Source organism: Pedobacter cryoconitis (assembly GCF_014200595.1).
Classification (GTDB): domain Bacteria; phylum Bacteroidota; class Bacteroidia; order Sphingobacteriales; family Sphingobacteriaceae; genus Pedobacter; species Pedobacter cryoconitis_C.
Map to the genome: position 1 here is coordinate 3,091,592 of NZ_JACHCG010000001.1, position 23,800 is coordinate 3,115,391.

Genomic DNA, 23,800 nt, shown 5'->3' on the forward strand with positions numbered 1-23,800 from the left:
CGATGAAAAATCAAATTCCACAGCAACAAGAAGGTGGTCAGACCGATACCACTGCAAAAACTGAATTTTCTTCTCCAGAAGAAGCAAAAGCATTCTATCAGATCGCAAAAAACAGATTATTAAATGTATCCTGCTGGGCAGAAATCTGCAAAGTTCCCCTATCCACTTTTACCCTGACAGATCCGGAAGGTCATGAAGTAATCAGAGAAGTCGAAGCAGATGATTATTTGAAAATTAATATCCCCGGACCAGGCACACACACAGGAGATGGTTTTGACTGGGTACGTATCGAAAAAATCGAAGAAGAAATCACCCCCCTATTTTCAGTGATCACTATGCAGGCAAGGCCCGCAGCTAATCCAACACAACAAGATCCGGAAATTGCACATTTCTTTAATCAGCAGGCTACCTCAACTTTCCTGGTAAAGCAATCTGGAAATACCGTATATGCAGAAGAACATGGCAGAAATGAGGTGCCCAATACAGACACCTCAAATATAACTGATAAGATAAGGAATACCCTGGTTGGCTGGACTGCAAAAATAGGCCTGTCCTATCCGCAATGGAAAAGCCTTGTTAAGGGTATTGTAGAAACAACTCCTGCCAGATAATATTTATTGAGGCCTGGAGATTTCCTTTTTTATTCTTTCCAGAATTTCCTTAGTTTCCTCAAAGCTAGTATGGTGATAAGCATGCATTCCAAGACTCTTGGCTGTTTCCACCTGGAATATTCTGTCATCAAAGTAATAACACTGCTCAGGTCTGGCTTGTGCGATCCCTAAAGCCAGTAAGAAAATATTTGGATCTGGTTTACGCATCTTTACATCACAAGAAGAAACAAAAGCATCAAAACACTCATGCAATTTAAATTTCTTCACTCTGTAAGTATTCAACTCTTTCCCTTCATTATTGATTGAGATTACCCGAAAGCCACAATCTCTTTTCCATTCTTTCATCCACTGCAATAATCCGGGCAATTCTTTGGATCTGGAATAGACAAACTCTTTAAAATCTTCCCTGGTAAAATCTCTTGGATGATTAAAAATAACCGTGTCCAAATACTGATCCAGTGTAATGTTGCCGATTTCAAAAACATTGAAAATATAATTGTGCAGTGTATTCAGCTCATCATAATCAAGTCCGAATTTTTCCGCAGCTAATTTGCGGGAATCGTGTCCCCAACCGTTGGTTAGCAATACGCCACCGATATCAAAAAAAAGTATCTTAGGTTCTGAAGTTTCCATAAGGTATGTTTAACAAGTTATTTTACTAACGTAAACTTAGCTAATTGCCTACAAAAACCCTTTATTTTTATTTTACAGCTCAGGTGATTTTAGCTGCAACTGCTACAGTAGCGCAATCAGGGCATCGCGCAAAAAAAAACAGGCTATCTTTTGACGATAGCCTGTTTTTTATCAGAAATGAAAAACGCTTAATTGAAGATATATCTTACCCCAATTTGTGCCTGCCAGCGTGAAACCTGGTCAGTATTTACTTTCGTGGAATTCGTTAACGGAATTAAATTATCCTTATCCAGGTAAGGGAACGAATAATTTGCTTTGCCTGTAACCGGATCAGTTCCCTGGTATTTAAGAACAGCAACCGACCCCGTATTAAATCCATTAAATGAATTTTCATATAAGCCCCAGTTACGGTTTAAGAAATTACCCAGGTTGATGATATTAAATTCAACCCTGATCGTATTTTTCTGACTTCTTGATTTACCAGATTTAACAAAGAAATCCTGAGTAATATTTAAATCAGCACGCTGGAAATAAGGTAAAATCACCCCATTTCTTTTCGTGTACTCTCCTCTGTGCTGGCTTAGATACTTATCCTGGCTAATAAATGAGTTTAATTGATTCCAGATTTGATCAGGTGTCCTGGTATCTCCTGCAAAATCAGCAACTAAATTAATATCACCCTTATTTTTAGGAACGAACATCAAATCATTTGCCGCACCATCATTATTTGGGTCACCACTGGTGATATAAGAAACCGCACCATTATTAGCAGATTCAAAGAATAAGCCAATTGAAGTTGCATAATTCTTGTGATATTCCTTTCTATAGGCCAGTGAAGCAATAAAGCGGCCTGGCATTACATAAGTACTATTTGATAAACTCTGGTCATTAGGATTACCAGTTGTTGGTCTGCCCGCCCAGATAATACTTGCCGTAGATCCACCATCATTTACATCCTTAGAGCCCGTATGCGTATAGGCAACATTCGCATAAAATCCATTCAGGAAACTCTTTTGCAACTGTGCAGTTACAAAATAAGAATAACCTTTATTCGTATTGGTCAGGTAGTATAGACCTGAGATATTTGGATTAGCTGCACTAACCGGTGCGCCATTGTTAGAAGTTCTGTTATTGGAAGTATAACGGATCTGTCCCTCAATACCAGGTAATGTATTATAACTATCAGGAAGAACAAGATTCTGATGATAAATAGCATTAATATCTTTCGTAAAAGATCCCTCTAAAGTACCAATAATACCAAATGGCAATTGCTGATCTACTGCAAGATTGGTTCTCCAGATTTTTGGGTATTTCAAATTAGGGTCTGTAACATCCAGCTCATAAGAAGTATTCGCTGCAACTGCCCCCGATGGACGATTACCATTCACATCCGGATTATAAATCAAACGCGGATCATTAGGCGTTTTAGTCCCATTCACCGTACCAGAACTAAATAATGTCCCTGTATTCGATGCTTGATTAGAAATCCATACGAATGGCGTTAAACCAGCAAATAATCCTGTACCACCACGGACCTGCGTCGTATGGTCACCATTCACATCCCAGTTAAAACCTACCCGGGGTGACAACTGAATCCTGCTTTTAGGCAATTTGGAAACATCTACCTGTATACCTTGCTGAAATGTTAATGCAGCTGCATTTGGATTCGGGTCAAGCTTGGTAGGATAATAATTATAATCAGCTCTCAGACCATAAGTCAGTACAAAATTATCTCTTACACGGAACTTATCCTGCGCATATAAACTAAAGTTGTAGGATTTAATACGGACTAAAGGCAAATCACCACCATTTGCAGCATTACGGTAATTATAAGCCGCAGCAGGAAGGTTATTGATAAAGTCTGAAGCAGAATTATAAGTATATAAACCATTATAATTTGGCGCAAACCCATTCACAAAACTCTGAGATTGATTACTCGTTCCTAAAGTGATTTCATGTTTACCTGCAAAAATTGTCAGATCATCTGAAAGCTGTCCAATATTTGAACTTAACAAGTTACCAGCTGTATATAATTCATAGCCAAAGCTTGTTAAAACGCCGCTCGGAGCAGTAATAATTTTCCCTGTAGCATCAGTTACCCCATTATCAATATCCACCATCGGTACATTTTTAGAAGATAATGGATCGCGGAAATCTCGTAAAGCGGAGTAGCCAACTGTTAATTTATTAGAGATGGTGTTACTGATTTTACTGTTCAGTTCCAGCATTCCGATATTAAAATTATTATTGATCGTGTAACCTGCACCAAAGAAAGGCAGAGAACCAGGGCCGGCACCACGCGTAGACCCCGCACCAACTTTGTCGTTAATAATTCCTCCTGCACTATTTGGAGGCTGATTTTTGGATGATTTTAGATAAAAGTACTTTGCACTTAAAGTATTGTTTTTATCAATATTCCAGTCCAGTTTTACAGTAATTTTATCACTCTGTGTCTTATAGCTATAGTTCTCATAAGCTCCCGGATCATAACCATATCTTGATTTTAAAGTATTGGCAATATCATCTAAAACTGATGCACTCACTTTTGAAACTGTTCCACCACTTAAACCAGGTCTTGAAGCAATAAATGTAGTACCTGGGTTACTGATCCTTTCCTGCTCACCCGATACGAAAAAGAACAATTTGTTTTTAATAATCGGGCCGCCTATACTCAATCCCCTGGTATTGTAATCAAAAGGTACTTTAGTTACTTCAGCAGTACCCGCTCTGTAACCAGTTAAACCAGTACCACGACCATAATAATAAACAGAACCTTTAATATCATTTGTACCTGATTTTATAACTGTATTTACACCCGCGCCAGTAAAAAATCCCTGGCGTACATCATAAGGAGCCAGATCAACCTGGATCTGATCAATTGCATCCAAAGAGATCGGCTGTGAATTCGCCTGCCCTCCCAAAGTACCAGAAAGGCCAAAAGAATTGTTAAATAAGGCCCCATCAACCGTAATATTGTTAAAAGTGCTGCTTCTTCCTCCAAAACTCATTGCACTTGTGCTACTTGCAGAAGGAGTTAATTTAGTGAAATCTGCCAAAGACCTGTTAATAGTTGGTAAAGCATCAATCTGCGCCCGGGTAATTGTTTCCCTTGCACCAGTACGCGAGGAATTCATGACTTTACCTTGTGTACCCACTACTTTAACCTCTTTCAGATCAGTGGAACTATCATCCATTTTAACATTGATTGCCTGATCCTGGCCTATAGAAAGCGTTAAATTATTCTGAACGTATGGTTTGAAACCGATATAAGATATTTTTAGTGTGTATGGTCCGCCAATTTTAACATTGATCAGATTGTAGCGTCCATTACTGCGGGTTTCAACCGCATAAACTGTACCTGTAGGTACATGTGTCAATACTACGGTTGCCCCGGGTATCGGCGCTTTCCCATCTGTTACCACACCATTGACCGAGGCAGTTGTGACTCCCTGGGCAAAAGCAGAATTCCCTGCCCAGACCAAAGTCAGCAGCATTAATAATAAGCGTAAGTTTTTTTTCATATAGATGTTTTGTTGGATTAAACCTGCACAAGGCTGTGCTGAATTAGAGATGAACCTCAAGCCTATGCAAATTATTATTTGGTTAAATGTTTTAGCTTTCTGAATTAAAAGCAGCACGAAGGTAAATGTCGTGCATTAAGTCAAGGTTAACAACATGTTAACTACTTAAAATCAAGTTTTCACTGATTTTAACCACAAAAAAAATCTCCGAAGCAAAGCCCCGGAGATTTTCAATCGTATAAAAGAATTAGTTTTTATGTTTTTTATCTACATTAGGTAAATCATCTCCTTTGGGGCCTGTATTTTTCAACTTAACCAAAGAATCAAGTTGAATAGCTGTTCGGTTATGCTCATTTAATATTGGTAACATTTTCAGAGCAAAAGATCTTAATTCAGGGTTGTCAAATCTGCTGGCACCATTAAATAAATCAATAGTTTTAGCATGATCACTGACCATCATATCTATATAATTCTGATCATACTCGTTTCCCATCATTTGCTTCATTGCATCAAAGTGACTTTGTTCTGCTGAAGGCAATGCACCAGGTAACTTAATTCCCATGCCCGAAGCTAAAGTTTGAAGTTCACTATTTGCTTGTGTATGATCTTTGACCATTCGCTTCGCAAAATTCTTTACCGATTCAAGTTTTGTTTTTTGAAGTGTCAGATTACCGGTTTCAACCTCCATTAAGCCACCTACTGCTGCCTGCTCTATAAAAGAAGTTTCTTCTGGTTTGAGCTTTGATGAATTATTCTTCTTTCCATCAGCAGCATGCGTATCTAATACCGTGTCAGCAGATAATGTTGATGTACCCTGACTTTCAGTTTTCGAAGACTGATTACAAGCCTGTAGGACAAATGCCGTACAGACAATAAGGATCATTTTTTTTCTATAATTCATACTGTTGTTTTTTTATTTCTATCGTGTAAACAAAAAAACAACAAGTACGCTATGAAATGGTTTTTCTTAAATAAAAAGACTATTTAGTCATGAGCCCGGAGATGATATTAATGCTCAAAGCAACGATTACCGTATTAAAAGCAAAAGAGACTAAACTGTGCATTAAAGCCAGGCGACGAATTCTCCTCGAGCTGATTTCGACATCAGAAACCTGGAAAGTCATTCCAATAACAAAGGAGAAATAAGTAAAATCAAGATAATCAGGAGTTTTTTCTTCCGGAAACTCTAATCCTTCCTTATATTTGGATGAGTCTTCTTCTTTTCCCAAAGTAGCAGGTTTAACCAGATTTTTTCCCTTTGACTCATAATAAAGATGCGCATATCTGAACACAAATATAGTATGCACTAATGCCCATGCGCACATTACAGCTGCTATTGACAATAAAATATGTAATGTAAGTGCAGATCCCGTAAGATGCTGGGTTGATTTTAACAAAAGAACGACTACAAAAAGGCTCATTAATGCGGCCACCAATACAAACATAAAAATAAGGGTGCGGTTATTATCCTGTACCTTTGAAATCTTCTTCATTTCAAGGGGATGTACTATAAAAATAGTTGCCCATGAAAGTCCTAACTGGGTTACCGCATAACCAATCCAGACTAAAATGAATTGCGTTGAAGCCGACATCTTACCGTAACACAATACAAAAACGGTCAATGCTACAATTAACGATAAGTACAATTTATGGTGAGCGTCCAGCCTGGCTATATTCATGAAGATGATAAATGATTTGAATTGACTACACAATTGTAATCAAATTAAAAATAAAAGCAGCAAGGATATTGCTGCTTTTATTTGATCACACCTGAAGACGCTTTTAAAATAATCTGAATAGCGAATGATTAATTAGTTCTGCGCATAAAATTATCGCTATGCATCTTTAAACTTTTTTTAAGAAGCTGTCTCGCAATATGTATTCTCGTTTTAACTGTACCAATTGGAATTTCCAGTTGTTCAGCAATTTCATGATATTTGAAACCTTCAAAATACTTAAGGAAGGGAATATAATACTCGGGCTGTAATTTAGAAAGTGCTTTGTAAATGTCTTCCATAACAAACTTTCCATCACTATCATTTACCGAGGCACTGAAGTGCAATTTATCTGAAGTGATTTCATCAGTCACTGTCATGATAGAATTAGTTTTCGTTGCTCTGCGGTAATTGTTAATGAAGGTATTTTTCATTATGGTATATAACCAGGCTTTAAAATTTGTTCCCTCCTTAAAATGGTTGGAGTAATTAATGGCTTTTAACATCGTATCCTGTACTAAATCGTTCGCATCTTCCATATCTCTGGTGAAAGAAATAGCGAATGATTGTAAAGAATCCTTGTAACTGTAAAGTCGAAAATTAAAGTCGTTGCTACTCATAGTGTTTATGTTTTTCTGATTATAGATAAACACAAATACAAACTACATACCAATTATTGGCTTAATTAGCTGACAGTTGGCTGACACAGGTAAAATATCAAGTTATACTTCAAATATTACGTCTATATATGTAATATAATTTACATATAAAGACACATGTCTCAAAAACTATACACATTCGTCTAAACTATTCTGAACAAAATTAGACAAATAGATCAAAAGCACCTCCATGCAAATTTTAAACTATAATAACTTAATTTAAACGATTTAACAGCTGCTGGTTTTGAAACTACAAGCATTAAAAACGAACGATAAGAATGGTCAATATCTAAAATAGATCAAGTCATAAACTTGTGGAGCAGGCTCTTTTTTAAGCATAAATTTTTGACACGCTCAACAGAAAGTCTTTGCTGTCATGGATGCTTTTATGGCTCTGGAAGTTGCGCTGAAAGCTTTTAATTTGCATGGGAATGACTCAGCCGAAACAAGGCCGGGCTATTAGTAAATAAATTCAAAATAGCTAAATAATAACTCTATATCGGCCGGGTACTGCCTGAGTACTGCCCGAGTACTCGTTAGGGTGAGAGCAATGCTAAAGTAACGTGAGTCCATGGTAAGTCCAAGTAAAAACAACTAGTTGAAATGACTTAGAGTAAGTATGCTTAAAGGCTGTTTACAACCTGGTATCACCCCGATCTCTATTCAGGCACAACTTAGGTCATAACCGGATGAAGATTATTGAAATTATAATTTCCCCTTGGACTAACCCACGGACAACTGCGGACAATTGCAGACAGCTGCGGACAATTGCGGACATTTTTTACGCATCCGGATAATCTTTAACGCGAATAGCTTACATTGGTGGAAAAGCATTTATTTATTATGGGAAGTTTAACGGGTAAATTTTCAAAGGGAATCCTGGGCGGTTTCATTTTTAAAGCAGCAGTTTGGAGTACGGGTTGTTTCAAAAGTTCTGTACCGGGCATAATGAAACAATCAATGGAAACCGAAAAAGCATCAGAGAACTTTCGTAAAAGTAGCAAGCCTGGAAAAATCAGGAAGGAGATAGCTAAGAATAAACAGCGATGGCTATAAATAACTAAAGGGGAACCTAAATTCCCCTTTAGTATATCAAACACACCAATTTGAGGGCTTAGTTTAAAAACAAGTACAAAGTCAACCTTGATTAAACCTAGCTTACCGGTAAAGCTAAGTAAGAGTTTTCGAACTGAAAATATTTTTACGTCAACAAGTCATTGACCTACGTCAACAACAATATCTGGTCGTTTTCGATCAGTATATAGTCTATTCAGGCGGCAAAATATCTGATTCGGTATGCCCTTAAACTAAGATACTCCAGGTCATCCAACCTGGAGTATCAACAAAACAAAACTTAGATCTAACCAAAATCAAGTACCCTGCGCAATCTTTGAGATTGCAATTGACGTCATGGGCGGATTCGAACCGCCGTTAAGGGTTTTGCAGACCCACACCTCACCACTCGGCCACATGACTATTTTTTTGGAGAAAAGCACTACTAAACTTCTTCTTTTCTCCTTTGTAAATCCTTACAAATCTTTCTTTCTGCTAGCAAATATAATAATGTCTACTTAAATAGTAGAATTTATTTTAAATATTTTTATTCTTTCTCATATTTTAAGCATTCAGCGGAAAGCCTTATCTTTATCAACTACACTATGGCCGACATCCCCAACCTATTTGAAACCGCTAAAAACCCATCTGACACCTATATAATCACTGATTTTAAGCCTACTCTCTTCAATACCGTTTTTATCTTAAAACATAGTTCCGCACAGGCCGATACTACAGCACCAAGTTATTTTAATCTCGTACCCCGGCACATTTCTATAGGTTACGCCTCTTTTTTCAATAATAGCAGTGCCATTAAGTTCCCGCAAGTCAATGTCCGGCTTCATCAAAACGACTTAATTTTATCCTGCCGATGCCCTGCCATTAAAAACAGACTATGTGAACACCAGATGCAGGTACTCTTTAACCTGATAGAGCGACCAGAACTCCGTGTCTTTTTTGACCAGCAGCTCAGACATGAAAAAATAAGGACATTCGCCATTGCCTATGGCCTGGAGAATGAAAGCCCTGATGATTTGTTTACCCTTGAATACGCCAATAAGAAATTCGAGATTATTCCGGTGATCAAAGATCTGCTTCCCATCACAAAAGAGAATAATAACCTCCTCAAAGAGTTGCTCTTACCAAAACCCGGGCTTCCATTCTTAAAACATAACCCCATAGAAGAAGACACCAATAAGATTCTTGTTTTAAAACAGCACCGCTATTACTCCCATTTCCAGGCAGACTTACTGGAATGCACACTAACAGCGACCGGTAAAATAAAAAATCCATTGAAGCAATTGAATGCAATGGATTACATATGGGCTACCGAGAATCCGGAAGAATTAAAATTCTATACGGCAATCTCCAAATTCCAGCAGAATTATGAAACTGCTCAGGCAGAGGCTGATATCAATGGACTAAAAGCCCTCGTGAAAAACCCTCTTGAATTAGATGTCTTTTACCACGACCCTAAGATCTCCCCTAACCTGACTATCAGTTCCATCACTCCTGTCAATCTCAAAAGCCTTCAACTCGATATCCGTCTGGCTGTAAACCTGACCAATGGCTTCTATACGATCTCAGGTGAGTTGATTTTAGAAAATAAAGCTTACGACCTTAAGTTGCTTAACATAAAATTCGGCTACTTTATCTTTTACAACGGCACCCTGTACCTCATCGATAACCCGGATTTCCTGAGAGTTGTGGACTTCTTTAGACAGAACAACAATCACCTGGTGATCCACGAATCAAAATATGCGGAATTCAAAGAAGATATACTTTCCAAACTGGAGAACAAAATCCATATCAATTACTCTTACCTGAAACCCGCCACGCACGAACAATTAAAAGAAACCCACTTCGATCAGTCCACAGAAAAGATAATTTATCTCTCAGACTCCGAAAACTATGTTTTAATTACCCCCGTGATGAAATATGGGAATATTGAGGTTCCCGTCCTGTCCAGAAAGCAAATCCATGCCGCAGACCATGCCGGCAATATATTTACCGTAACCCGTGACGAACAAGAAGAGCTTCAGTTTATCTCTTCCATGACCCGTCAGCATCCCCACTTTGAAGAGCAGCTCGACAAAGATTGCTTTTACCTGCATAAAAAACGTTTCCTCGACGAAGGATGGTTCCTTGCCGCCTTTGAAGAATGGCATCAGCAGAACATCACCATACTGGGCTTCAACCAACTTAAAGGCAACCACGTCAATCCTAACAAGGCAAAAATAACCATAGCCGTTAACAGTGGCCTCAACTGGTTTGACACCGCATTCGAAGTCGCGTTCGGCAACCAGAAAGTACCGCTCAAACACCTGCACAGATCAATCAGGAACAAAAGCAAATTTGTAAAACTCGGTGACGGCACGATGGGCCTGCTCCCTCAGGAATGGATTGACCGCCTGACCAAATACTTCAATGCCGGAGAGGTCGTAGACGAATCCATCCGTACCCCGAAAGTAAACTTCACTGAGATCACAGACCTTTACGAAGACGAGGTATTGTCGGCAGAAGTAAAGCTGGAATTAAGCGCCTATAAAGCAAAGATTGCAGACTTTAAGAACATCAAAAAAGTAGAAATTCCGGCTGCCCTGAATGCAACCCTTCGTGACTACCAGAAAGAGGGCCTGAACTGGCTGAACTTCCTCGATGAATTTAACTTCGGCGGCTGTCTGGCAGATGATATGGGTTTGGGGAAAACCATTCAGATCATTGCATTTATACTATCCCAGCGCAACAAAGGCCACCAAAACACGAACCTTATTGTCGTACCCACCACCCTGATCTTTAACTGGCAGGCAGAAATAGCGAAATTTGCCCCCGACCTTAAAATACATACCATTTACGGTGCAGACCGGATAAAAGACTACGAAGACTTCAGCAATTACGAAATCATTCTGACCTCTTATGGCACCCTTCTTTATGATATAAGCTGGCTAAAAAACTACTACTTTAATTACATCTTCCTGGATGAATCCCAGACCATAAAAAACCCCGATTCCTTGCGTTACAGCGCAGTCCGTTTACTTCAATCCAGAAATAAGATTGCCATAACCGGTACCCCGATCGAGAATAATACCTTTGACCTTTACGGACAATTGTCCTTTGCCTGTCCCGGACTGCTCGGCAGTAAACAATACTTCAGGGATCATTACTCCTCCCCGATTGATAAATTCAAAGATACCCGTGCAGCTACCAACCTGAAGAAAAAAGTGAGTCCCTTTATCCTGCGCAGAACAAAAAAAGAAGTCGCCTCAGAACTCCCGGACAAAACCGAGATGGTGATCTACTGTGAAATGGGAACCACTCAAAAAAATGCCTACGATGCCTGCAAAAACGAGTACAAGAAATTCCTGCTATCCGAAAAAGACGATCACGCAGAAAAACACACCCTACATATCCTCAAAGGCTTAACCCAGCTCAGACAGATCTGTAACTCACCTGCCCTGCTCAAAGACAATCTCCTTCACGGTGCTACCTCTTCTAAAATCACGACGCTGATGGAAGAAATAGACAGTCACTCCCCCCAGCATAAAATCCTGGTATTCTCACAATTCGTGACGATGCTTGACCTGATCAAAAAAGAACTGGAACACAAGGAAATCCCTTTTGAATACCTCAGCGGAAAAACGACAAACAGAGAAAAGAAAGTAGAAAACTTCCAGCAGAATGACAACATACGTGTTTTCCTCATTAGTCTGAAAGCAGGTGGAACCGGCCTTAACCTTACCCAGGCAGACTACGTATACCTCGTAGACCCCTGGTGGAACCCAGCCGTAGAAAACCAGGCCATAGACCGCTGTTACCGGATCGGTCAGAAAAAAAACGTAGTGGCTATCAGATTAATCTGTCCAGACACCATTGAAGAAAAGATTATGAAACTTCAGGAAACAAAAAAGGAACTCGTTAACGACATCATACAAACCGATACCACCCTATTAAAGTCACTATCAAAAGCTGACCTTATCGAACTATTCAGCTAATCCCAGTAATCCTGAAAGCTATCCAGAGGGTACCTAACATCTGATTTTCCAACAAGCAATCCTAATAACAATCCAACTAGTAAACCAGTAACAATCCAACAAGTAAACCAATAACAATCCAACAAGTAAACCAATAACAATCCAACAAGTAAACCAATAACAATCCAACAAGTAAACCAGTAACAATCCAACAAGTAAACCAGTAACAATCCAACAAGTAAACCAGTAACAATCCAACAAATAAACCAGTAACAATCAAATCGCTAGTTTAGAGAAATAAAAAAACCATATATATGTTTTCCAGACCTAATTCCCGTTCGGGGAATTCCAGTCGGAAAACACATATATGGTTTTTTATATTTCCCTTTTACAGAACCCTTTACACAGCAGTAAACTTGTAAGTCAACCCCTTTTCCCCTTCACTGGAAAACGCCAACCCATACTCCCCCCCATCCTCACTCACATAAACCTTTCCCTCTGCAAAACCTGGCAACCCCTTCTTACTAACCTGTTCAAAATAACTCTGAAAATCCTGCTTCAGCCCCTCCTCACCCTTCGGCCCACTCGCAAGCGTCTGTTCCGGAAGCGAAGACGACCTCATCTTGTCCAACCCTAACATCATAATATCAAAATACCACGAATCCGTCAACTTCATAGCCTCAATAGCTAACCCATCCACGAACCCCAGTAAATTATGCCTGAAACTCGTTCCCTCATCCATAAAAAACCTTAACCCCGTAGACTTCGTCCATTCCGCACGCTCCCCCACATCCCCATTACCACTCACCCCGTAAAAAGCTACCAAATACTCCAGCGAACCCGTTACAATCTTCTCCTCATGATTTATATTTTCATCCAGCACCTGCTGAGAAACACTGCTCATTAACCTGTCAAAATACGTAGAATCCCCGGTAAAGCTCATTCCGGAAATCTTTACCCCCGGTAAACCACCACAACCCCTGCGGGCAAGGATTCCACTCTTATAAATTTTTATGTTCAGTGCCTCTTCCGTTCCCGACTTCACTGTGATTAACACCTGTTCAACTTCAGACTTATTCATTTTTAATAAATTATAACAACAAAAACAGGCAAACTGCCCAGCCGCAAAATTACAATTAAAATTTAGCTATAGCACTTATATTTGTAGACTGACAAGCATTAAACACCCCCAAAGCACCACCAGAAATATTACTCAGCGGATTCGCAGGATTATCCGTTTCCTGACCAATAGTTGCATTTAAAGTCCTGTAATAATCATAAGTCCCCTTATCAATACACTGCAACTCCACCCGCATTAAATCACCATTATTAATCAAAGGATTACCAAACTTCTTATCCGTCTCATAATAAAGCTCGTTATCGAAAGTCCTGCCATCGGTTGCATCATCATTGCGTACAAAAGAACCCTTTACCAAAACACTATTTACCCACTGTCTGATTCTGTAATAATTTCCCTTGCCCACCGGATCAGTGAACACAGGCACCATAAAAATCTTATCATTATCCAGCTCAAAATGCTTCGCATAAAGCTTATCCACCTTAACCGCCTTTAAAGGAATCGTAGAAGTCGCTACATAAGTCTTGCCACTCAACTTTACAGTCATCTGGTAAGTATGGCCCGCTACCCCCTGCAACGCACCTGTTGCATAAACACCAGCACTCTTATTCGTTAACGTTTCAGTAATTCCGGCAGTTACATCCTTAATCTCAACTACTGCATCATTGCGGCCTACAAAATTATTATCACCACTAAAATCTTTCGTCTCCGAAACACTCACCTGGTAAGGTCCCGCATTGGCAGTAACCTCACCCTCAATTACGATTTGAATGGCCGAACCATCCAGTTTTACATCAATCACTTTTTCACAAGCACTGAAAATAAACGGTAATATCAATAAACAGAAAACACTAATATTGCGTCTCATCATTTTAAAATTTAAAGTTGTAAGAAAAAGAAGGAACGAACCTGAACAAAGAAGTCTGTACAGCCTGTGTACGGGAACGATCATCAGGATTATCGCGGAAAGTAATCGCATAAGCATTCTCACGCCCATAAGCATTATACAACCCAAAAGCCAGCTCAGAAGAAAAATTCTTACGCTCCTTTAATTTGCACGTCGCGCTCAGATCCAACCGGTGATAAGCAGGCATACGGTAAGCATTACGCTGCGTATACAAGAAAACCACCTGGTTATCCGAATAATACTTACCACTCGGGAAAGAAACCGCGTTGCCCGTATAATAAACAAAAGTTGCCGAAAGCGACCACTTCTTATTCACCTCATACATTCCAACAACTGAAAGATCATGCGTTCTATCCTGTCTGGCAGCATACCAATCCCCATTATTAATCCCGTCGATCATTTTTTCAGAACGCGATAAAGTATAACCAATCCAGCCCGTCAAACGACCTGTTTTTTTACGTAACAACAACTCAATCCCATAAGCCCTGCCCTTACCAAATAAAAGCTGAGGCTCAATCGGATCATTACTTCTGATGTTTGCCCCATCCCTGTAATCCACCTGGTTGTTCATCACCTTATAATACGTTTCCGCACTGAACTCAAAAACGTTATCCTTCAGATTACGAAAATAACCCAGCGAAACCTGGTCAGAAGTCTCCGGTTTGATGATATTATTGGTAGCTACCCATTTATCTGTTGGACTGCTCGTTGCAGAATTCGACAACTGGTGAATAGACTGTGTATTTCTACCATAAGCAGCCTTCAAAGAAGAAACTGTATTCAGCTGATAAGCCGCAGAAAATCTCGGCTCTAAATTCAGGTAAGTCTTTACAATTTTTCCCTTATCATAATGAAGCGTATCCGCAATCGCACCAGCATCATTCAGCGTATAAAAATTATTATCACCACCTAAAACAGAGAAAGCACTCACGCGTACCCCATATTCAACTTTCAAACGATCAGAAGCCTTCCACTCATTACTTACATAAGCCGCATTTTCCCAACTATGCGTATAAGCCTGGCTCTGCAAAGTAAAATCGCCACTATACTCACCTGGTTTAATCGTATGATAAATAGAATTCACCCCAAACTTCCACGTATTATTCGTATTCGGATAGAAACTGAATTCCTCTTTTAAATTCCAATCCTTGATCTGAGAAGTGATCCTTCCATTAAACGAAGAAGAATTTGTCAAATCAATATTATAACGGTAATCACTATAAATTAATGAGGTATTAGAGAATAACTTAGGACTGAACTGATGATTCCACCTTAAAGTAGCCGTTTTATTTCCCCAATCCAGGCCGAATAACCCACCAAGACCTAACTTATCCTGTCCAAGATAGCCAGATAAGAAAACCTTATCATGTTCCCCAAACTGGTAATTAGCCTTCAAATTTAAATCATAAAAGTACAAAGCACTCTTTTTGATTACCGTGTCACTGCTCGCTTTTAAAAAAGCATCCACATAAGTACGTCTGGCACTGATTAAAAAAGAACCCTTATTCTTTACAATAGGCCCTTCAACCGTTAACCTCGAAGCAATGATCCCAATTCCACCATTCACACTCAACTTCTGGTTATTCCCCTCATTCATCTTCACGTCCATCACCGAAGACAAACGTCCACCATACTGTGCAGGCGTATTTCCCTTATACAAGGTCACATCCTTAATCGCATCCGAATTGAACGTAGAAAAGAAACCCAGTAAATGCGAAGGATTATAAACGATAGCCTCATCCAGTAAAATCAGGTTCTGATCCGCAGCACCACCCCTAACGAAGAAGCCACTGTTTCCCTCTCCCGCCGACTTTACACCCGGTAAAAGCTGTACCACTTTGATCAGATCCCGTTCTCCAAAAAGAACAGGAACCCTGTCAATCTCTTTCATGCTCAGTTTTTCAACCCCCATTTTTGCAGACTTCACACGCTCATCCTTGGGCGCTGCTGAGATCACCACCTCAGAAAGATTGTTATCCTGAGGAACCAAAGAAATTTTAAGCTGTATATTTTTATCCAGATTGATTGTTCTGGTATCAATGATATAACCCACAGAACCAATCAGTAATTTATAAAGCCCGCTTTGCGTGGTCAGGGAGAAAAACCCATATTCATTGGAAGTTGTGGAGACATTAGAGACTCCCTCCACTCTGATTGTCGTGCCAATTAATTGTTCACCCGTCTGGGCGTCTTTCACATAACCGCTAATGGTATGTTTCGTTTGCGCGCTGATCTTAAAAGTAGTTAGAAAAATCAGCAAAGGTATAAGGTACAGTGCTTTTATAGTCATTTAATTTAAACGGTTTCTGGAAATATGCGCTAAACTAAATAAAATTGCACGCAGAATTTGTTAAATCCGCAAATAAATATTTCTTAACTGTTAAATAAGCCCTTAAACCGTTGTGAACTCGAGCACCGCAACATCAGCCAGAATGATCTGATCCCCTGTTTTCAAAATATATCCAACTTGCGTTGAATTTAACTTATGTGTAGTTTCATCTTTCGCTGTTCTTATCTTAGTTTTATTTCCCGGAGGCACTCCACCTTCATCAGCATATAACTTAAAACAAGCCTGCTGCTCGTCCCATTCCAGATGTGCATGCCGCCTGCTGATATATTTATTACTTTCCTGAGCTTCTGCCGGAAAAGCGATTGTATTCAACCTTAAACTCCCATCGCTTCCCTGTACACTGCTTTCCCTGCCAATATTAATCCGTCCCTTTCCAGCCTCAATCACATAAATTCCCTGTTCAGCCCGACCGGTGATCACCTTTAAACTTGCAGTTAAGCTAGTTTCGCTAACCATAACAGGCGAACCAGAACTTTTCAGTATTAACCCCACCTTAAGCTGTGCACGCTGAATCACACCTTCTGGAAACTCAGTTACATAATGTACGACTAACTTCCACCCTTCAGGAAGATCCAAAGCAAAATTATCAGCAATACGCTGTACTTCTTCCTGAAACTTTTCCGGTGCAGCACTATATAAAGCAGTCTCATAGTTGAACAACTCTTCCGCTCTCACCCTTACAAAAAGCTCCAGCGCTTTTAAATACTTTCCCTCTCCACCATCCAGTTGCTGCAACTCTTCTTTAATAAACTGCAAAATCTCATCCCTTAAACCCTTGGCATCTAAAGGTGCATCGCCCTTATTCTTCTTGAAAAAATCAAACATCCTTAACTCAATTAATTTATACTTTTCATATACCCCTTACTCACCAGCAAGGGAATTACATTTTCCGCAGCAACCCTTACAGCCTCCGAAGAACCCCTGGTTGCTTCAACCCGGATACACACCACCGTATACCCCGGTTCCGCTGCTTTAGGCGCAAAAAACACATACCAGCCATCATTGACTTTTCTCTTTTTAATAACCCGCTCAGGCGTACCCGTTTTACCCGCTACAGCAATTCCAAATACCCCTGCCTTGCGTGCGCTCTGTTCAATCATATATTGTTTTAACAAAGCCGCAGCCTCAGGATTCTTAGCCAATACCACACCATCTTTCGCTTTAATAGTCGAATCCGCCAATTTCAATACATAACGGTTAGGCACTAAAACCCCTCCATTTGCAATAGCTGAACCTAAACGCGCCATAGCGGCAGGTGTGGAGATTAACTCTCCCTGGCCCCAGGCCATACCTGAAATACCCGTTGCCCGGTTCCGGTAAATATTATTCGGATTATAAGCACTGCTGAATTCAGTTTTGCGCCATAAATCAAGCCAGTGCTGTTCCTGTTCCTCGTTGACAGACTTGCGGCCATAATAATAACCACCAACCCCATGTAAAAACATACCAGTTTTCAAATACAGCTCTCCCATTTGTTCCTGCAAATGCTGCTGATTCGCTAACTTGATAAAATAAACATTATTTGATTTCACAATAGCCTGCTCCATATCAATCACACCTGTTTCATCAGGCTCAGCACCACGCGTACGGATTCTTTCATTTGCTTTGACCAGGTAAGTTTGCTGCGCAGCAGCCAAACCTAATTTATTAAACCCAGCCATAGCGGTCAATAACTTGGCTGTAGAGCCAGGCTGAGTGGCAATAGCGAACCCCGGATCTGCCGTAGTTGTCCAGGAATCCAGTTTATTCTGATCCGAAAGACTCATTGTCAATTGCTCCCAGTTTTTAACCGGAGGCAGAGGATAGGCGGCCGAGGCCAGAACATCTCCCGTATTAGAAGACATAACCACTACAGAAACCCTGTTTTTACTCAATTTAGGATCATTCGCCAAGCGTGCTTGTAAGTGCGTCTGTAAACTTGCATCCACACTTAACCTGACTTCCCTGTTCCGCTTTTTAAAAGTCTGGATTTCTGTACTGTCCAAACCAGAAACCAACAAAGAAGTCAATGCTGAATAATCCTTTTTAAGTACCGTCATTTCTTTCGGTCCCCTTGGCAAAAAGCGATCCTCCTTATAACGGGAAGCCATCATCGTATAACTTGTCAAAGGCATTTTAAAACCTCTTAACTCTGCCGCATGCTCATATTCAGCAAAATATCCGTTGATCCCACCACTAAACACACCAGTATTCGCATCTCCCGTCCAAAAGAACATTTGCTCCTCAAAAGGATAATAACGCGTTACTCGTTTATGCCTGGCAGAATCCAGTTTATAATCAACTGCACCAGCTTCACGCAACTCCTGCATTTGCTTTTTAACCAACTCAGGATCACTCGTTGCTAAAATCAACCCCGAGCGGTCATATATAGTTCCCGCTTCCAGTTTTTTCATTAATATCCCTATCCGGGGATTATAGCTGAACATCCGGCTTCCGCTTTTATCAGCGACTAAAGCTGGCTTAACCACCCATGCAGGTGTATTAAAACTATAACGCGAAACATTAATCACTAATAATAAGATAGCCGCACATGCAGCAATTAATGCAGGAACCAGGTTTTTGTCCTGCTGTCCCGTTAAATATTTCATCTGTACAGCAGTTCCTCTCACCGAAGAGGCCGACAATAAAAATCCGGCAGCCACCAGGTTAATCACCAGAGAAGATCCGCCATAACTCTCAAAAGGAAGCGATACCCCCGATAAAGGCAATGCACCAATCGATCCGCCGGCAATCAGTAAAAACTGGATGAAAGTACAGATGCCGGTTCCCGCGCAAATGTAAAACAAGAATGGAGTTCCCGTTCGCCTTCCAATAATAATCGAACGATGCAAATAGATTAAAAATAAGATGAAAACACAGGTAATTCCCGTCCATCCAAACTCTTCCCCAATTGCAGGGAGAATCATATCTGTATGTGCTTCAGGAATAGTTTTTGCAAAACCCTCTCCCGTACCCTGTCCGGTAATTCCACCAGTAGCAATGCCCCATAGGCCATTTGCTACCTGATCGCCCCCATAAACTTCATTGTTCCATGCATCCTGCCAGATCGCTTTCCTGTCAGACAGCCTGGCTACCGGCCCCGGAACAATTTTATCCAGGTAAGGAATTTTATCAATCGTTAAAAATGCTGTGATCACAATCAATGCCATCACTGCCGACTCGCTCATAGACTTGCGTTTCAACGCATGATATAAAACTAATACAGCGAAAGTAATTAAAGCATCAAGCCATACATTCTTTAAAAACCAGGCTACCAGAACATACAATAGTACAAAGGCAGCCATCTCCATAAAGTCTCCCCTTGAAAAAGAGAAAAGCAGGATAAAAGTAAAACAGATTACGATTGCCGGGCCCAGATCACCTAACAATAAAAACAAGAACAGCGTAAATAAGATCGCCGCCAATGCAAAAGAGAAAAATGACCAGCGTTTTTTCCAGCTAGAATACGTGGCAATAAATTGTTCATTCTGCGCAAAGAAACCCGCCAAAAACAAAACCACCAGATATTTAACCACTTCACTTGGCTGTACCCCCAGCAAATTCACTTTTACACCACTTCCCTCAGGCCCGCCGCCAAATAATAAAGTACCCGCCAAAAGTACCATTGCCAATGCAATCCATGGCCATCCATTAGCAGCAGAACGATCCTTAAAAACCAGTAAACGGTATAAATTAGCATCAGCCGTAAAGCGTTTGATATCTAAGAACAATAAAACACCTAAACCAGCAACTCCAAAATACAAGAACCACAAAGAGTCAACTGCAAGAAAACGGTCTCTTACCGGATCCTGCAAACTCAGTAAAGTCAGAAAAGACAGCCCGGTCAATAACATTAACAGTGGCAAAATCAGTTGATCAGCCTCTGGAAACTTAAAAGATAATAACAAATGTATCACTACAAAAGCCAGTAAAAAACCACACGCAACACACCAGTATCCAACTTTAAACTGATCAGGTGTACGTACAATTAAAGCCCCGTCATTTTTCAGCAGGGTAAACTCCCGCGAAGAAAGCAATCTGACCATATGCGGCGTTTCACTAAAATTAAGCTGTTTAGAACCATTGAGCTCTTGTACTCCCTTAACCTGTCCAAACTCAGAACCCGGCTTTAAAGGAACCACTTCATAAGCCTTTCCTTCGGGCAATTGCGTAAAGGAATACTGACCTGATGCATCAGTACGTGCATAGGCCTTAAATGATTTTGCCTCTATACTATCCGCAGGCAGAACAGTGGATAACCGTACCAGAACCCCGGCTACTGCATCCCCTTTATGTTCAACCCTGCCCTTAAGCACCCCATTGCCCATGCCTAAAGCTTTAACAGCAGGCATTGCAGGCGCATTATTTTTTTCCTGTGCAAAACGAGCTTCATCATCCCCGGTAAATCCAAGCAATGACCTCGACACAGCTACCCTTTTCTTAAAAGCAGATCCGCCATTACGGTCAGCGTCATCAGCCAGCACATTAAACTTTCGCTTATTCAGCTCACCGACATTGGTAAAAGACAAGCCTTTTGCTTCTTGTGCAGCAATAGAATTACTAATAACCTCTACATCAAGCGGATCTTCCAGATAGTAACCCTTTGTCAATAATCCTTTAACAGCTTTAGCAGGCTCAGGTGCATTCAAATTCACGACCGTTCCATCTTTCAGGCGCTGGTCAACATCCTTTATCCGTCCCTGTAATACGCCAAATAACCTGACGAACAGCACGACAAGCAAAATAGCAATCAACCCTAAGAATAAGCGTTCCTGCCCTCTGCCTTTAACTTCAGTATCTCTCTTATCCATACTTATTTCTTAGCCAGCGAATCAGCTGCATAATTACGCTTAGACAACCTGCCATTCACATAAAACTGGTCCGGAAAAACAAACCTGACCTGTACAGGATAATTAACTTGATTAAAACGTATATTTTTCAAGTCCAGCGCATTGTTATAAGACACCACACCCGTTTCAAAATTCTCCAGCACCAGCTGATCGATCTTTACATATTTACACTTTGGAGAAAGAATCAGTGCAGGCCCCTTGTAAGCCGAATCACTTTGAAAAACGATATTCCCTTTAGTTTTCAGAATAAGCGTATCCCTGTCTATAGTCAGCGCCTTGCTCAAAAGAACCGGTACTTTAAAAACCGTATCTGCAAGCAATAACGTATCGCCCTTTAAACTTAAGAGCATATCGCTTATCTTTTTTTCCTGAGGATTTAGTCCTGGTTTGACCGGAGTAACCAAAACCGTTCCCGGCTGCTCCAATTTTGTTCCTTCAGCAGTATGATATAAAAACAACCAGATTGTTGTTCCTAAAAACAATAAACATAAAGCAGACAATAATATAATCAATCCTTTCCCACTTTTTTGCTGAACTATATTTTGTTCAGGCAAAGCTTTAACAGTACTCTTTAAAGGCTCAGCAGCAGTATAAGACTCAGTGGCAGTAACAGCAGCGCTTACTGCTACCGGCTTAACCTGTTCCGTCTTTGAAAACTCATACGATGCCCGGACTTTATCATTTTTCGCCAGTACCACAGTTACATTATCCTTGCCACCAGCCAAATTTGCTTCCTCTACTAAACGAGCTGCTTTTACCGCTAGCGTTTCTGATCCGTTCAATACCGCAGTAATCAATGCCGCATCTACCATATCCGTTAACCCATCACTGCAAAGCAAAATCAAATCGTCCGGTAAAAAAGGAGAAGAACCCGTTTCAAAATAAGGATCTGTCATCCCCTCACGGCTCGTTAACCCTAAAGCCTGGTTAATCTGGTTCCGCTTAGGATGCTGCATAGCTGCTTCTTCTGTCAGCCTGCCGGAATCTTCCAGAAAACCGACAAAAGACTGATCATGCGAAATCTTGACCAGCGAATGATCACGAAACAAATACAATCTCGTATCTCCTACATGCACGTAATGCAGCAGGTTATTTTGCCTGTCTATTACCGCAAGCGTCGCTACACAGGCCATATCCATTAATTCCAGATCACCTTTTTTATGCGTAGCAATCTGTTCATTAGCCAGGTAAAAAACTCTGCTCAACTGACTGATCAAATCCGGCTCAATCGTTTCCAGTTCCCTTAAGATAACTTCTTTAGTCAATGCAGCAGCAATTTCACCACCTGCATACCCACCCACGCCATCAATTACACCAGCAATCATGAACTTATTCTGCATGACTTCCTGTGTAATGAATTCATCTTCATTATTAGCTCTTACCCTGCCGGTATCAGTAATTCCAAATAAACGATCCGCCATTATTTCTGTGATTTTTTAATATCTGTAAAATGCCATACCAGCAATAAAACTCCTAAAGCCAGCAGCCCGATTGATAAATAATTTCCCATCCGGATTTAAGGTTTGAAAATGTTGATCCCGATAATACCATTCAGTAATATCTTTGAATTAAAAGGAAGTGCTACCCAATCCGGGGCATCTACCGAACTCCGGTACACTTCTATCTCGTTGACCATTGTTTTTTCTCCAAATGAGGCCAGGTAAAACTTACCCTCAGCCTCTGCATACCGGATGCTCAAATGAGGTGTATTCACCCAATCCGAAGGAATACTGAAAATATAAGGTTCCTTTCGATCCTCATCCTTCCCGGAAACCAATATCTCTTGCGTGGTCATCAGGTATTCCAGCTTTTTACCTCTGAAATTCTGATCCGGCATAATCGTTTCAAAACGCGCGAGTACTTTATCAGACTTCCCCTTAACCAATTTAGCATTTTCAAGATCCATTGCATAAGGCAGCTCATAATATCCTTCACTATAATAAGTGAAGCCATTTAAAATATCCTGATTGACATCAAGCGTTTCTGCAATTCCCGTTTGCCTTGGAATAAAAGTGACTCTCAGATTCTCCTCTTTTTTAGTACTTCCAGGCAATAACTTTCCAATAAACCCTTTATCCCCACGTTCATAATCCGGGTGAGAAGCCAGTCTGAAAACCCATTTGGAACTTGAAGGCTCTACCGTTTTACCAGCTTTGCGGTATTCTTTTAGAACTTCATAAAACTGGTTCACAGACTCATGTACAATGATTCCGAACAAACCCTGTTTATGATCCAGAAATTCTTTATAATCTTCCTCATTGAAACAAATAATGTATTCATGATAAAAAACTACCCGGTTCGCAAAAGAAAGCTGACCAATAGATTCTTTGAATTTATCCAGTATATATTTATAAACTTCGTCAGGCGTTAAACCTTTGACTACTTTCTTAGCTTTACTTTTTTCTGTTGGAAGAAACCAGTCCTGAAGACCTGTCTTTTTCCAGAAAGTTGACTTTTCTGCCATGTTATTCTT

At 40.3% G+C, this 23,800-nt stretch carries 14 protein-coding genes and 1 tRNA gene; 2 read left to right on the plus strand and 13 right to left on the minus strand.

Annotated features, from left to right (window positions below; all coding sequences use genetic code 11):
• The first annotated feature begins 2 nt into the window (after positions 1 to 2).
• The gene (locus HDE70_RS13180; protein ID WP_183890614.1) at positions 3 to 611 is read left to right on the plus strand and encodes a hypothetical protein; all 609 of its coding nucleotides are present in this window, start codon (positions 3 to 5) and stop codon (positions 609 to 611) included.
• 3 nt (positions 612 to 614) lie between these two features.
• On the opposite strand, the gene HDE70_RS13185 is transcribed toward HDE70_RS13180, so the two are convergent.
• The 6 genes from HDE70_RS13185 to HDE70_RS13215 form a co-directional block, all read right to left on the minus strand.
• Complete coding sequence (locus HDE70_RS13185; protein WP_183866535.1) at positions 615 to 1,244, minus strand: HAD family hydrolase; 630 nt, start codon at positions 1,242 to 1,244, stop codon at positions 615 to 617.
• 188 nt (positions 1,245 to 1,432) lie between these two features.
• Positions 1,433 to 4,765, minus strand: a complete 3,333-nt coding sequence (locus tag HDE70_RS13190; protein WP_183890616.1) for a TonB-dependent receptor — start codon at positions 4,763 to 4,765, stop codon at positions 1,433 to 1,435.
• Positions 4,766 to 5,012: 247 nt separating this feature from the next.
• Positions 5,013 to 5,666: a DUF4142 domain-containing protein gene (locus tag HDE70_RS13195; protein ID WP_183890618.1), complete on the minus strand. Its 654-nt coding sequence runs from the start codon at positions 5,664 to 5,666 to the stop codon at positions 5,013 to 5,015.
• A 79-nt stretch (positions 5,667 to 5,745) separates the two neighbouring features.
• Complete coding sequence (locus tag HDE70_RS13200) at positions 5,746 to 6,444, minus strand: DUF1345 domain-containing protein (protein WP_183866532.1); 699 nt, start codon at positions 6,442 to 6,444, stop codon at positions 5,746 to 5,748.
• A gap of 128 nt (positions 6,445 to 6,572) precedes the next feature.
• Positions 6,573 to 7,100 carry an RNA polymerase sigma factor gene (locus tag HDE70_RS13205; protein WP_183866531.1) on the minus strand — a complete coding sequence of 176 codons (528 nt, stop codon included), beginning with the start codon at positions 7,098 to 7,100 and terminating at the stop codon, positions 6,573 to 6,575.
• A gap of 1,444 nt (positions 7,101 to 8,544) precedes the next feature.
• Positions 8,545 to 8,615, minus strand: a tRNA-Cys gene (locus tag HDE70_RS13215).
• 182 nt (positions 8,616 to 8,797) lie between these two features.
• Between HDE70_RS13215 and HDE70_RS13220 the strand changes: the two genes are divergently transcribed.
• Entirely contained in the window at positions 8,798 to 12,184 is a 3,387-nt protein-coding gene (locus HDE70_RS13220) for a DEAD/DEAH box helicase (RefSeq protein ID WP_183890622.1), read from the plus strand.
• A gap of 379 nt (positions 12,185 to 12,563) precedes the next feature.
• Here the strand turns inward: HDE70_RS13220 and HDE70_RS13225 are convergent, their stop codons facing one another.
• From HDE70_RS13225 to HDE70_RS13255, 7 genes are all read right to left on the minus strand, one after another.
• Positions 12,564 to 13,244 (minus strand): hypothetical protein, encoded by a 681-nt coding sequence (locus HDE70_RS13225; protein ID WP_183866529.1) that lies wholly within the window; start codon positions 13,242 to 13,244, stop codon positions 12,564 to 12,566.
• 55 nt (positions 13,245 to 13,299) lie between these two features.
• Positions 13,300 to 14,112: a DUF4249 domain-containing protein gene (locus HDE70_RS13230; RefSeq protein ID WP_183866528.1), complete on the minus strand. Its 813-nt coding sequence runs from the start codon at positions 14,110 to 14,112 to the stop codon at positions 13,300 to 13,302.
• 1 nt (position 14,113) lies between these two features.
• On the minus strand, positions 14,114 to 16,438 hold the full coding sequence (locus tag HDE70_RS13235) for a TonB-dependent receptor (RefSeq protein ID WP_183866527.1): 2,325 nt from the start codon (positions 16,436 to 16,438) through the stop codon (positions 14,114 to 14,116).
• 102 nt (positions 16,439 to 16,540) lie between these two features.
• Positions 16,541 to 17,323 (minus strand): FHA domain-containing protein, encoded by a 783-nt coding sequence (locus tag HDE70_RS13240; RefSeq protein ID WP_183890624.1) that lies wholly within the window; start codon positions 17,321 to 17,323, stop codon positions 16,541 to 16,543.
• A gap of 11 nt (positions 17,324 to 17,334) precedes the next feature.
• A complete protein-coding gene (locus HDE70_RS13245) occupies positions 17,335 to 21,288 on the minus strand; it encodes an FtsW/RodA/SpoVE family cell cycle protein (RefSeq protein WP_183890626.1) in 3,954 nt (1,317 codons plus the stop codon).
• Between the two features lie 2 nt (positions 21,289 to 21,290).
• Positions 21,291 to 22,748: a PP2C family protein-serine/threonine phosphatase gene (locus tag HDE70_RS13250; RefSeq protein ID WP_183890628.1), complete on the minus strand. Its 1,458-nt coding sequence runs from the start codon at positions 22,746 to 22,748 to the stop codon at positions 21,291 to 21,293.
• A 95-nt stretch (positions 22,749 to 22,843) separates the two neighbouring features.
• Positions 22,844 to 23,791, minus strand: a complete 948-nt coding sequence (locus HDE70_RS13255) for a hypothetical protein (RefSeq protein ID WP_183890630.1) — start codon at positions 23,789 to 23,791, stop codon at positions 22,844 to 22,846.
• Positions 23,792 to 23,800: the final 9 nt, after the last annotated feature.

Excerpts from the sequence above, each read along its gene's own strand:
- HDE70_RS13180 (WP_183890614.1), top strand. The coding sequence starts at position 3 with ATGAAAAATCAAATTCCACAGCAACAAGAAGGTGGTCAGACCGATACC.
- HDE70_RS13185 (WP_183866535.1), bottom strand. The coding sequence starts at position 1,244 with ATGGAAACTTCAGAACCTAAGATACTTTTTTTTGATATCGGTGGCGTA.
- HDE70_RS13190 (WP_183890616.1), bottom strand. The coding sequence starts at position 4,765 with ATGAAAAAAAACTTACGCTTATTATTAATGCTGCTGACTTTGGTCTGG.
- HDE70_RS13195 (WP_183890618.1), bottom strand. The coding sequence starts at position 5,666 with ATGAATTATAGAAAAAAAATGATCCTTATTGTCTGTACGGCATTTGTC.
- HDE70_RS13200 (WP_183866532.1), bottom strand. The coding sequence starts at position 6,444 with ATGAATATAGCCAGGCTGGACGCTCACCATAAATTGTACTTATCGTTA.
- HDE70_RS13205 (WP_183866531.1), bottom strand. The coding sequence starts at position 7,100 with ATGAGTAGCAACGACTTTAATTTTCGACTTTACAGTTACAAGGATTCT.
- HDE70_RS13220 (WP_183890622.1), top strand. The coding sequence starts at position 8,798 with ATGGCCGACATCCCCAACCTATTTGAAACCGCTAAAAACCCATCTGAC.
- HDE70_RS13225 (WP_183866529.1), bottom strand. The coding sequence starts at position 13,244 with ATGAATAAGTCTGAAGTTGAACAGGTGTTAATCACAGTGAAGTCGGGA.
- HDE70_RS13230 (WP_183866528.1), bottom strand. The coding sequence starts at position 14,112 with ATGATGAGACGCAATATTAGTGTTTTCTGTTTATTGATATTACCGTTT.
- HDE70_RS13235 (WP_183866527.1), bottom strand. The coding sequence starts at position 16,438 with ATGACTATAAAAGCACTGTACCTTATACCTTTGCTGATTTTTCTAACT.
- HDE70_RS13240 (WP_183890624.1), bottom strand. The coding sequence starts at position 17,323 with ATGTTTGATTTTTTCAAGAAGAATAAGGGCGATGCACCTTTAGATGCC.
- HDE70_RS13245 (WP_183890626.1), bottom strand. The coding sequence starts at position 21,288 with ATGGATAAGAGAGATACTGAAGTTAAAGGCAGAGGGCAGGAACGCTTA.
- HDE70_RS13250 (WP_183890628.1), bottom strand. The coding sequence starts at position 22,748 with ATGGCGGATCGTTTATTTGGAATTACTGATACCGGCAGGGTAAGAGCT.
- HDE70_RS13255 (WP_183890630.1), bottom strand. The coding sequence starts at position 23,791 with ATGGCAGAAAAGTCAACTTTCTGGAAAAAGACAGGTCTTCAGGACTGG.